Genomic DNA, 10,693 nt, shown 5'->3' on the forward strand with positions numbered 1-10,693 from the left:
GCAATCGTGCCTTGCGTGGACGGCCCGGCGTTCAGGACGAGCCGCCGGAGTCTGCCGGGGCGATGGCTCCACGGACGTTGCCGAAGAGCTGGATGACCCGGGAGACATTGTTGTAGTTCATGCCGCTGGTGGCCGTCATGACCGACTGGCCGCGTCGAAGTTTAACCGGCTTTTCGGTCAGGATCACATCGTCGTTCACGAGCACTTTGAAATGCTCGGAATCAGCCTGCATTTCGGGGTCGCCGGCGCCCGCCGCGCGCAGAATGCGCGCGTTGTCGTACAGATTGACGATCGAGGCGTCGGCGTTGACCGTGCCGCGCAGCCCGGTGGCCGTGACGATCGGCTTGCCGGGCTGGAATGCGCGCACGGCCGGGTTCGTGAGGTCGCTGTTCTCGTCGTCCTCGTAGTGAACCATGTGCGTGGCCGTGAGCCGGTACTGCGTGGCGCCCGACTGGTCGAGCTCGGACACCGAGAAGTTATCGGCGAAATAATCGGGCGTATGCGTGGGCGCACGCGGCGCCGCCTCTTTCTCGCGCGGCTGGACGGCCTGCAGCAGCCACCACGTGAAGCCGGCGAGCGCGGCGACGCACACGAGCGGCACGAGCGACGTGAGGCGGAACTTCTGGTGGTTCATCGCGGCATCCCGGCGAGCGGCGCGCAGGCCGCGGCGAGCAGGGCGTCGTAGCGGTTCTGCGCGCGCAGGATCAGGTCGGTGACTTCGCGCACGGCGCCGTGGCCCCCCACCTTGTCGGACACCCAGTGGGCGCGCGAGAGCACGTCGGGGTGGGCGTTCGCGGGCGCAGCCGCGAAGCCGCACTGGAGCATCACGCCGAGGTCGGGCCAGTCATCGCCCATGTAGCCGCACGCTTCGGGCGCAATGCCGGTTTGCGAGAGCAGCTCGGCGAACGCGACGCGCTTGTCTTCCACGCCTTGCCACAGATGCGTGATCTTCAGTTCCTTCGCGCGCACGGCGACGATCTCCGAACGGCGCCCGGTGATGATGGCCGTGTCGATGCCGGCTTCGCGCAGGAGCTTCGCGCCGTGGCCGTCGAGCGAGTTGAACGCCTTCATCGTGTCGCCCGCGCCGGTGAAGAGCAGGCCACCGTCGGTGAGCACACCGTCGATGTCGAAAATCATCAAGCGCACACGCGCGGCGCGCGCGGTTGCGTCGAGTGGGCTAGCCATCAGATCACCTTCTTGGAGAACAGGTCGTGCATGTTGAGGGCGCCGATCAGCGTGCCCTCGGCATCGACGACCAGCATCTGATTGATGCGATGGCGCTCCATCAGTTCCACAGCTTCGACGGCAAGTTGGTCCGGGCCGATCGTGCGCGGGCCTTTCGTCATGACCTGAGCGATCGGCAGGTCGCGGAAATCGCCCACGCGCTCGAGCACACGGCGCAGGTCGCCATCCGTGAAGATGCCCTGCACGTGGTTGTCGGCGTTGACGATCGCCGTCATGCCCATGCGCTTGGCCGTGAGCTGGAAGAGGGCGTCGCGCACGGTCACGTCGTCGCGCACCTTCGGGATTTCGTCGCCCGTGCGCATCACGTCGCGCACGTAGGTGAGCAGGCGCCGGCCGAGCGCGCCGCCCGGATGCGAGCGCGCGAAGTCGTCGGCACCGAAGCCGCGCGCGTCGAGCACCGCGACCGCGAGTGCGTCGGAGAGCGCGAGTGCCGCCGTCGTGCTGGCGGTGGGCGCGAGGTTCAGCGGGCAGGCTTCTTTCTCCACGCCGGCGTCCAGATGCACGTCGGAAAGCTGGCCGAGCGTCGATTGCGGGCGATTGCCCGTCATGCCGATGAGCTTCGCGCCAATGCGTTTGACGAGCGGCAGGATCGCCACGAGTTCTTCGGATTCGCCGGAGTTCGACAGGCCGATGAAGACGTCGTCGGCGGTGACCATGCCGAGGTCGCCGTGGCTCGCTTCCGCCGGGTGCACGAAAAACGCGGGGGTGCCCGTGGAGGCCAGCGTGGCCGCGAGCTTGCGGGCAATATGGCCCGATTTGCCGATGCCGGAAACGACCACGCGTCCACGGCAGCTGAGGATGAGGTCGACCGCGCCGACGAAGTTGTCGTCGAGCCGGTCGCGAAGCCCGCGCACGGCGTCCGCTTCGATGTCGAGCACGTTGCGAGCGAGCTTCAGCGCCCGGTCGCCATTGATTTTCGCTATCATCCGCGGAGTATAGCAAAGGCGTCTGCGCGCCGCGCCGGCGCCCCCAGCGCCAAAACCCCGTGCGCGAGCCGCCGGGCTTGCCCAGCCGTTTCTCCGTAGCCCTTCCCATTTAGCCCGTTATTCATGTAAACAGGCCTTAGCCGCCCTGGCGTCGATCATTGACCCGGCGCGGGGCAGAATTTGCATCGCCGGTAACGACGCAGACGAACGAGGACGCTTCACACGATGATCTCCCCGCTGGAAATGACACTGTTCCTGCTGCTCGCCTCGGTGGTTGGCGTCGTGCTGTTTCGTTATCTGAATCTGCCGCCGATGCTCGGCTACCTCACGGTGGGCATTCTCGTGGGCCCGCGCTCGCTCGGCATCGTGCCGGACACGCACGGCGCGCAGAACCTGGCCGAGTTCGGCGTCGTGTTCCTGATGTTCTCCATCGGCCTCGAGTTTTCGCTCTCGAAGCTGCGCGCCATGCGCCACGCCGTGTTCGGACTCGGGCTTTCGCAGGTGATGGGCACGATCGTCGTGGCACTGCTGCTCGGGCTCGTGCTGGAACCGTGGGTGCATATCACGTGGCAGGCGTGCGTGGCGCTGGGCGGCGCGCTCGCCATGTCGTCGACGGCCATCGTCAGCAAGATGCTTTCCGAGCGGCTCGAGATCGAATCGGAGCATGGCCGCAACATTCTGGGCGTGCTGCTGTTCCAGGATCTGGCCGTGGTGCCGCTTCTCATCGTGATCGCGGCGTTCGGCGGTTCGTCGGCGTCGCTCGTCGAGTCGCTCGGCACGGCGGCCGTGAAGATCGTGCTCGCGCTCGGCATTCTGCTCATCGTCGGCCAGAAGTTCATGACGCGCTGGTTCAACGTGGTCGCCCGCCGCCGCTCGCAGGAGCTGTTCGTGCTCAACGTGCTGCTCGTCACGCTGGGCGCCGCGTTCATCACCGACAAGTTCGGCCTCTCGCTCGCGCTCGGCGCCTTCATCGCGGGCATGCTGATCGCCGAGACGCCGTACAGGCACCAGGTGGAAGAGGACATCAAGCCGTTTCGCGACGTGCTGCTCGGCCTTTTCTTCGTGACCACGGGCATGCTGCTCAACCCGCACGTGATCTGGCAGCACCCCATCATGGTGGCGGCGTTCTTCCTCGGGCCGGTCGTGATGAAGGCCGTGCTCATCACGGCGCTCACGCGTATTTTCGGCGCCTCGCCGGGCGTGGCCATGCGCACGGGTCTCGGTCTCGCGCAGGCCGGCGAGTTCGGCTTCGTGCTGCTGAACCTCATTCTCGACAAGCATCTGGTCGACGCCACGCTGCTCCAGGCGATCCTCGCGGCCATGCTGCTGTCGATGCTCGCCGCACCGTTCCTGATTCAGAACGCCGACCGCATCGTACTGCGCCTCTCTTCGACGGAATGGATGCAGCAGTCGCTGATGATGACGCGCATCGCCACGCAAAGCATCAAGCAAAGCGGCCATGTGATCGTGTGCGGCTACGGCCGTGCAGGGCAGAATCTCGCGCGCATGCTCGAATACGAAGGCCTTTCGTACGTCGCGCTCGACCTCGACCCGGACCGCGTCGCGGCGGCTGCGGCGGCCGGCGAGTCGGTGGTGTTCGGCGACGCCGCGCGGCGCGAATCGCTCGTCGCGGCGGGCATCCACCGCGCGGCCGCGGTGGCGATCACGTACGCCAATACGCAATCGGCGTTTCGCGTGCTCCATCACATTCACGAACTGGAGCCCACCTTGCCCGTGATCGTGCGCACGGTGGACGACGCCGATCTCGAACGCCTGCTCGCCGCGGGCGCGACCGAGGTGATTCCGGAGATCGTGGAAGGCAGCCTGATGCTCGCCTCGCACATGCTGGTGCTGATGGGCGTGCCGATGCGGCGCGTGGTGCGCCGCGTGGAGGAACTACGCGACGAACGTTACAGCCTCCTGCGCGGCTACTTCCACGGTACCGACGATGTGGGCGAGGACGGTCACGAGCAGGTGCGGCTACAATCCGTACCGGTCGACGAGCGCGCCGACGCCGTGGGCCGCACGCTCGCGGAACTGGGTCTGTACGAGCTTGGCGTCGAGGTGACGGCGATCCGCCGCCACGGCATTCGCGGTGTGGAACCGGACCCATCGACCAAACTGCGCGAGGCCGACATCGTCGTGCTGCGCGGTCTGCCTGAGCAGCTCGCGCAGGCCGAGGAGCGGCTTTCGCGGCATCGCAAGCCGGGCGCGGCCGGTGCGGGCGCGGCGGCGGTCTGATACGCCATCGTTCGCGCGATCGCGAGACCGCGCCAAGCGGTCCAGCCCCGTTTAAATAACTCTACCGTTCTTGTCTGGTCATTACCCGGAGAAATCATGTCCAACGCACCTGCGAACCCGAGCGCTGAAGCCGCCCAGTTCGTGAACAGCCTGATCCGCACGGTGCCCGACTGGCCTGCGCCGGGAGTGCAGTTCCGCGATATCACGCCGCTCATCGGCCATCCGAAGGGCCTGCGCGTGCTGATCGACCTGTTCGTCGAGCGCTATGTCGATGCGAAGCTCGACTACGTGGCCGGGCTCGACGCGCGCGGTTTCATCATCGGGCCGATCGTCGCGTATGAGCTGAACGTGGGCTTCATTCCGATCCGCAAGATCGGCAAACTGCCGTACAAGACGGTTTCCGAGACCTACAAGCTCGAATACGGCGAAGCGACCGTCGAGATTCACGAGGATGCCTGCAGCAAGGGCGACCGCGTCGTGATCGTCGACGACCTGATCGCCACCGGCGGCACCATGATGGCCGGCAAGCTGCTGCTCGAACGCCTCGGCGCGAGCGTGGTGGAGGGCGCCGCGATCATCGACCTGCCGGATCTGGGCGGCTCGAGGCTGCTCACCGATGCCGGCCTGCCGCTCTTCACCGTGACCGCCTTCGGCGGCCACTGAAACAACCCGAACGCCCACCGTCACGAGTCGATCTCATGCCGAATTTCGCGCTCTTTCTCGCCACCTCCATCGCCATCACGTTCGCGCCCGGTCCCGACAATCTCCAGGTGCTCGCGCGCGGCATTTCGCAGGGCCGCGCCGCCGGCCTCGTGGCCGCGCTGGGTTTCGCCGCGGGCGTGACGTTCCACACCACGCTCGCGGCATTCGGCGTGGCCGCCGTGCTGCGTTCTTCGCCGCTCGCGTTCCAGATCCTCAAGCTCGCGGGCGCCGCGTATCTCGTGTGGATCGGCGTGAAGGCGCTGCGCAGCCAGGGCCTCGCCGCCGCCGGCGACAAGCCGCGCCAGCCGCTCTCCGCGATCTTTCGCCAGAGCGTGCTCGGCAACATCATGAACCCGAAGGTGACGCTGTTCTTCGTCGTGTTCCTGCCGCAGTTCGTCGACCCGCATGGCGCGCAGCCCGTCACGCTGCAGATGCTCGAGCTTGGCATCGTGTTCATGGCGCAGACGGTCGTCGTGTTCTCCCTCTTCGGGCTGTGCGCGGGCACGATCGGCGGCTGGCTGAAGCGCCGCCCGCGCGCGGGCGTGTGGCTCGACCGCCTCGCCGGCATCACCTTCATCGCCATCGGCATACGCGTCGCCCTGCGCGACTGATCCATGGAGTCCTGATCGATGAGCTTGCCTTGCATTATCGACGCGCGACGCTTCGATGCCGGCGCGCATCTGCCGTTTCACATCGGTGACGAGCGCGTGGGCTGGATACGCGAGAACGACGTGGCGCGGCTCGCACGCTGGCCCGACGTGTTCGAAATCGACGGCGATGCGGATAGCGCCCGCGTGACGCTCGCCCCGCACTTCGATAGCGTCGATGCACGCAGCGCCGCGCTCGGTTCGGTGATCGGCGCACTCGCGGCGCAAGGGCACATTCCGGGCTGGCGCAACGAAACCTACGCGATCCGCAACACCTTCGATGCGCCGCCGCTCGCCTTTATCGAACGTGCGGCCTCGCGCTTTTTCGGCACGATGACGTACGCGGTTCATCTGAACGGCGTCGTAGAATACGCAGATTCCGGTGCGGCCGGCGTAGGCGCGCCCGGCGCGCCGCAATTGTGGATCGCGCGGCGCAGTGATACCAAGGCCACCGACCCCGGCATGCTGGACAACGTCGTGGCGGGCGGCATCGGCTGGGGCTTCGGGATCGAGGCCACGCTCGTGAAGGAATGCTGGGAAGAGGCGGGCATTGCCGAGGAGCTGGCGCGCGAGGCGCGCGCGGGCCGCACCGTGCACGTGCTGCAGTCGCTGCCAGAGGGCACGCAGGCTGAGCAGATCTTCATCTACGATCTCGTGCTCCCGGCCGATTTCGTGCCGCACAACCAGGACGGCGAAGTGGGCGAGCATCGCCTCGCACGCATCGACGAGGCCGCGCGCTGGATCGAGGAGGGCGCGATGACGGTGGACGCGAGCCTCGCGACGCTCGACTGCCTGCTGCGCCGCCGATGGATAGACGAAGACGCGTGCGAGGGCATTGCCGCGATCTTCGAACCGCCGACGCTGTGAAAGGGCGCCGGTTCTTTTAGCAAAGCCCAAAGCCCTTTTAGCAACACCAAGTCTTGACGGGAGTTACCAAGGTCATGTCGACCGATCACAGCTTCATCCTCAAACTGTCGTGCGCCGACCGGCCTGGCATCGTGCACGCCGTGTCGGGCTTTCTGTTCGAGCGCGGCAGCAATATCCTCGACTCGGCCCAGTTCGGCGACAGCCACACGGGCGAGTTCTTCATGCGCGTGCACTTCCAGCAAGTGGGCGGCGACCCGGGCCTCGACGGTCTGCGCAGCGCGTTCGAGCCGCTCGCGCAGGAGTTCGGCATGCGCTGGGAGATGCATGACGCGAACGTGAAGCCGCGCGTCGTCATCATGGTCTCGAAGATCGGCCATTGCCTGAACGACCTGCTGTTCCGCTATCGCACCGGCCAGCTGCCTATCGAGATTCCAGCGATCATCTCGAATCACAAGGACTTCTATCAGCTCGCCGCGAGCTACAACATTCCGTTCCATCACTTCCCGCTGCTCGGCGGCACCGAGGCCGACAAGGCCGCGCAGGAAGCGCGCGTGCTCGAAGTGGTGAACCGCGAAGGCGTCGATCTGGTGGTGCTCGCGCGCTACATGCAGATCCTCTCGTCGCAGCTTTGCAAGGCGCTCGAAGGCCGCGCGATCAACATCCACCATTCGTTCCTGCCGAGCTTCAAGGGCGCGAAGCCGTACTACCAGGCGTTCGATCGCGGCGTGAAGCTGATCGGCGCCACGGCGCACTATGTGACGTCCGATCTCGACGAAGGCCCGATCATCGAGCAGGAAGTCGAGCGCGTGGATCACAACATGACGCCGGACCAGCTCACCGCCATCGGCCGCGACGTGGAGTGCGTGACGCTCGCGCGCGCGGTGAAGTGGCACGTGGAGCATCGCATCGTGCTCAACGGTCACAAGACGGTCGTGTTCCGCTGATCTTTGGTTGATCGCGTGCGACACCATGCCGTAGCGTGTTTCATGACACGCTACGGCTTCTCGGACTAATCTTATTGCTCTCCGGCGCGTTCGCATGCGTGCGATTTTTCTTCCGCGCCAACTCGTTCCCGCGGTACTACTCCTTAAGTTCTAGTGGCGCATCGTCGCGCACTCCCTGCGGAGAATAGCCCGCACCTTTCGTCTTTCCTACTCTTGTCACGTCAACTAAACGACAAGAGGGAAATTCATGAAAGCCGCCCCATCTCCGCAGGCGGAACCTGTCGCCGATAGCCGTGCCTGGCGCGTGCTGGGTTCAAGTACCTTCGCGTTCACGATCTGCTTTGCCGTCTGGATGATGTTCGCGATCCTCGGCATTCCGCTCAAAAAGCAGCTTCACCTCACCGATACCGAATTCGGCCTGATTGCCGCGATGCCCGTGCTCACGGGCTCGCTCGCCCGCGTTCCGCTCGGCATCTGGACCGACCGCTTCGGCGGGCGCATCGTCTTCTTCATCACGATGCTCGTGACCGTCGTGCCGATCTGGCTCGTCTCGTACGCGACGCAACTCTGGCAATTCCTCACGCTCGGCCTGTTCGTGGGGTTCGCCGGCGCATCGTTCTCGGTCGGCACGCCCTATGTCGCACGCTGGTTCCCGAAGTCGCGCCAGGGTCTCGCCATGGGCATCTTCGGCGCAGGCAATTCGGGCGCCGCGCTCAACAAGTTCGTGGCGCCCGTGCTGATCGTCGCGGCCGGCACGTGGACCATCGTGCCCAAGGTCTACGCCGTTGCGATGCTCGTGACCGCGCTGCTGTTCTGGATGTTCTCCGCGAGCAACCCGGCGCACCGCGTGCCTGGCACGCAGAGCGTGGCGGCCCAGTTGCGCGTGCTCGCCGACCCGCGTGTGCTGCGCTACGCGCAGTACTACTCGGTGGTGTTCGGCGGCTATGTCGGCCTGTCGCTGTGGATGCCGCAGTACTACGTGAACCAGTACGGCTTCGGCATCGAGCAGGCTGCGTTTCTCGCGGCGTGTTTCTCGTTGCCCGGCGGCGTGCTGCGTGCGGCAGGCGGTTGGCTCTCCGACCGCTACGGCGCCTATCGCACGACGTGGGCCGTGATGTGGGTCGCGCTCGCGTGCTTCTTCCTGCTGAGCTACCCGCCGACCGACTTCACGATCCACAGCGCGCATGGCCCGCTCGGTCTGCATATCAGCACCGGACCGGTGTTCTACACGGTGCTGATGTTCGTCGTCGGCATTGCGATGGCGGTAGGCAAGGCCTCGGTCTTCAAGTTCATCGGCGACGAGTACACCGACAACATCGGCGCCGTCTCCGGCGTCGTGGGGCTGGCGGGCGGTCTCGCGGGCTTCGTGCTGCCGATCCTGTTCGGCCTGCTCGTCGACCTCACGGGCGTGCGTACCACCTGCTTCATGTTGATGTTCGGCGCCACCCTGGTGAGCCTGCTGTTCATGCACTTTTCGTTCCGCCCCGAAGCGCTCGCCCACGGCAGCGCGAAGCTCGCGCACAAGGTTCGAGCCGCGCCGCCGGCGCCGAAGGAAACCACGTACTCCGAATGATCCAACTTGCGCCGCGCGTGCGGCGCCTACTGAACGAGCACAATCATGTCCAAGTATCTCCTGACCCAATGGGAGCCTGAGAACGCCAGGTTCTGGCAGGCTTCCGGCGAGCAGATCGCCACCCGTAACCTGTGGATTTCGATTCCCGCGCTGATGCTGGCGTTCGTGGTGTGGTCGCTGTGGAGCGTCACGGTCGTCAATCTCGACAAGGGCGGCTTTCACTTCACCAAGAACGAACTCTTCTGGCTCACGGCGTTGCCCGCGCTTTCGGGCGCCACGCTGCGCATCTTCTATTCGTTTCTCGTGCCGATTTTCGGCGGCCGCCGCTTCACGGCGATCTCCACGGCGAGTCTGCTGATCCCGGCCTTCGGCATGGGCTTCGCGCTGCGCGATCCGTCCACCTCGTATTCGACGCTGCTCGTGCTCGCCCTGCTGTGCGGTCTGGGCGGCGCGAACTTCAGCTCGTCGATGGCGAACATCAGCTTCTTCTTCCCGAAGGCGCGCAAGGGTTTCGCCACCGGCCTCAATGCGGGCATCGGCAACCTCGGCGTCTCGCTCGTGCAGTTCGTCACACCGATCGTCATCTCGACAGCCGTGTTCGCCGGCCTGCTCGGCGACGGGCACACCTACGTGAAGGACGGCGTCGAGCACAGCATCTGGCTGCAGAACGCCGGCTTCGTGTGGATTCCGCTCATCGTCGTCTCGTCGTTCGCCGCGTGGTTCGGCATGAACGACATCGCCGACGCGAAGGCCTCGTTCAGCGAGCAGGCCGTGATCTTCCGCCGCGCGCACAACTGGATCATGTGCTTTCTCTATGTCGGCACGTTCGGCTCGTTCATCGGTTTCTCGGCCGGCCTCGCGCTTCTCACGAAGGCGGAGTTTCCCGCCATCAACCCGACTGCATGGGCCTTCCTCGGGCCGCTCGCCGGCGCGCTCACGCGCCCCGTCGGCGGCTGGATCTCCGACAGGCTCGGCGGCGCGCGAGTCACGCTGTGGACTTTCCTCGCGATGATCGTCGCGGTGTTGGGCGTGATCGCGTTCCTGCCGGGCGGCGCGCTGGGCGGCGCACAAGGCAGCTTCGCCGGCTTCCTCGCGATGTTCGTCGTGCTGTTCGCGCTCACCGGCATCGGCAACGGTTCGACCTTCCGCATGATTCCCGTGATCTTCCTGACGCACCATCAACGCGCCGCGAAGAGCAAGGGTGATGACGCACAGCGCGGCGCGCTCGCCGAAGCGGGCAAGGAATCGGCGGCGGTGCTCGGCTTCGCGGGCGCGATGGGCGCGTACGGCGGCTTCTTCATTCCGAAGAGCTTTGGCTCGTCGCTCGACATGACCGGCTCGCCGGTCGGCGCGCTCGTGTGCTTCATCGGCTTCTATGTGGTGTGCGCGGTGGTGACGTGGTTCTTCTATGCGCGCCGCAACGCGTCCACACCTTGCTGAACCGGATTAGTCCTTTGGGAGTAGTGCGAACTCTCCCGTTGATGAATGGGCAGGCAGGTGCCTGCTCGCCATACTCGGAACGATACGAGCGCGAGGCGCCAGGCTTGC

Annotated in this window: 10 protein-coding genes; 7 read left to right on the plus strand and 3 right to left on the minus strand. The window is 65.8% G+C overall.

Translation table 11 applies throughout. The features are described 5' to 3' along the window. Positions 1–31: 31 nt before the first annotated feature. From lptC to kdsD, 3 genes are read right to left on the minus strand one after another with little or no spacing between them, the layout of a single operon-like run. Positions 32–634, minus strand: a complete 603-nt coding sequence (gene lptC, locus ACOJB8_RS08095) for an LPS export ABC transporter periplasmic protein LptC (RefSeq protein WP_342949516.1) — start codon at positions 632–634, stop codon at positions 32–34. Next, complete coding sequence (locus ACOJB8_RS08100; protein ID WP_069264851.1) at positions 631–1,185, minus strand: KdsC family phosphatase; 555 nt, start codon at positions 1,183–1,185, stop codon at positions 631–633. Before ACOJB8_RS08100 ends, lptC begins: the two co-directional genes overlap by 4 nt. Beyond that, positions 1,185–2,171: an arabinose 5-phosphate isomerase KdsD gene (gene kdsD / locus ACOJB8_RS08105; RefSeq protein ID WP_342949515.1), complete on the minus strand. Its 987-nt coding sequence runs from the start codon at positions 2,169–2,171 to the stop codon at positions 1,185–1,187. The genes ACOJB8_RS08100 and kdsD overlap by 1 nt, the downstream gene beginning before the upstream one ends. Before the next feature lie 225 nt (positions 2,172–2,396). On the opposite strand from kdsD, the gene ACOJB8_RS08110 reads away from it, so the two are divergent. The 7 genes from ACOJB8_RS08110 to ACOJB8_RS08140 all read left to right on the plus strand — a co-directional run bounded on the left by ACOJB8_RS08110 (position 2,397) and on the right by ACOJB8_RS08140 (position 10,585). After that, positions 2,397–4,412, plus strand: a complete 2,016-nt coding sequence (locus ACOJB8_RS08110) for a monovalent cation:proton antiporter family protein (protein ID WP_069264848.1) — start codon at positions 2,397–2,399, stop codon at positions 4,410–4,412. 96 nt (positions 4,413–4,508) lie between these two features. Further along, positions 4,509–5,075: an adenine phosphoribosyltransferase gene (locus ACOJB8_RS08115; RefSeq protein WP_069264845.1), complete on the plus strand. Its 567-nt coding sequence runs from the start codon at positions 4,509–4,511 to the stop codon at positions 5,073–5,075. Positions 5,076–5,110: 35 nt separating this feature from the next. Beyond that, the gene (locus tag ACOJB8_RS08120) at positions 5,111–5,725 is read left to right on the plus strand and encodes a LysE family translocator (protein WP_475012031.1); all 615 of its coding nucleotides are present in this window, start codon (positions 5,111–5,113) and stop codon (positions 5,723–5,725) included. A gap of 18 nt (positions 5,726–5,743) precedes the next feature. Next, complete coding sequence (locus ACOJB8_RS08125) at positions 5,744–6,628, plus strand: NUDIX hydrolase (protein ID WP_069264841.1); 885 nt, start codon at positions 5,744–5,746, stop codon at positions 6,626–6,628. A gap of 74 nt (positions 6,629–6,702) precedes the next feature. After that, positions 6,703–7,572 carry a formyltetrahydrofolate deformylase gene (gene purU, locus ACOJB8_RS08130; RefSeq protein ID WP_342949512.1) on the plus strand — a complete coding sequence of 290 codons (870 nt, stop codon included), beginning with the start codon at positions 6,703–6,705 and terminating at the stop codon, positions 7,570–7,572. A 247-nt stretch (positions 7,573–7,819) separates the two neighbouring features. After that, positions 7,820–9,145: an MFS transporter gene (locus tag ACOJB8_RS08135; RefSeq protein WP_475012033.1), complete on the plus strand. Its 1,326-nt coding sequence runs from the start codon at positions 7,820–7,822 to the stop codon at positions 9,143–9,145. A 45-nt stretch (positions 9,146–9,190) separates the two neighbouring features. Beyond that, entirely contained in the window at positions 9,191–10,585 is a 1,395-nt protein-coding gene (locus tag ACOJB8_RS08140) for a NarK family nitrate/nitrite MFS transporter (protein ID WP_342949510.1), read from the plus strand. Positions 10,586–10,693 lie beyond the last annotated feature (108 nt).

The organism is Paraburkholderia sp. BR10141 (assembly GCF_056155635.1).

What these genes read in the sequence shown, in the direction of transcription:
- lptC (WP_342949516.1), bottom strand. Translation starts at nt 634, where the DNA reads ATGAACCACCAGAAGTTCCGCCTCACGTCGCTCGTGCCGCTCGTGTGC.
- ACOJB8_RS08100 (WP_069264851.1), bottom strand. Translation starts at nt 1,185, where the DNA reads ATGGCTAGCCCACTCGACGCAACCGCGCGCGCCGCGCGTGTGCGCTTG.
- kdsD (WP_342949515.1), bottom strand. Translation starts at nt 2,171, where the DNA reads ATGATAGCGAAAATCAATGGCGACCGGGCGCTGAAGCTCGCTCGCAAC.
- ACOJB8_RS08110 (WP_069264848.1), top strand. Translation starts at nt 2,397, where the DNA reads ATGATCTCCCCGCTGGAAATGACACTGTTCCTGCTGCTCGCCTCGGTG.
- ACOJB8_RS08115 (WP_069264845.1), top strand. Translation starts at nt 4,509, where the DNA reads ATGTCCAACGCACCTGCGAACCCGAGCGCTGAAGCCGCCCAGTTCGTG.
- ACOJB8_RS08120 (WP_475012031.1), top strand. Translation starts at nt 5,111, where the DNA reads ATGCCGAATTTCGCGCTCTTTCTCGCCACCTCCATCGCCATCACGTTC.
- ACOJB8_RS08125 (WP_069264841.1), top strand. Translation starts at nt 5,744, where the DNA reads ATGAGCTTGCCTTGCATTATCGACGCGCGACGCTTCGATGCCGGCGCG.
- purU (WP_342949512.1), top strand. Translation starts at nt 6,703, where the DNA reads ATGTCGACCGATCACAGCTTCATCCTCAAACTGTCGTGCGCCGACCGG.
- ACOJB8_RS08135 (WP_475012033.1), top strand. Translation starts at nt 7,820, where the DNA reads ATGAAAGCCGCCCCATCTCCGCAGGCGGAACCTGTCGCCGATAGCCGT.
- ACOJB8_RS08140 (WP_342949510.1), top strand. Translation starts at nt 9,191, where the DNA reads ATGTCCAAGTATCTCCTGACCCAATGGGAGCCTGAGAACGCCAGGTTC.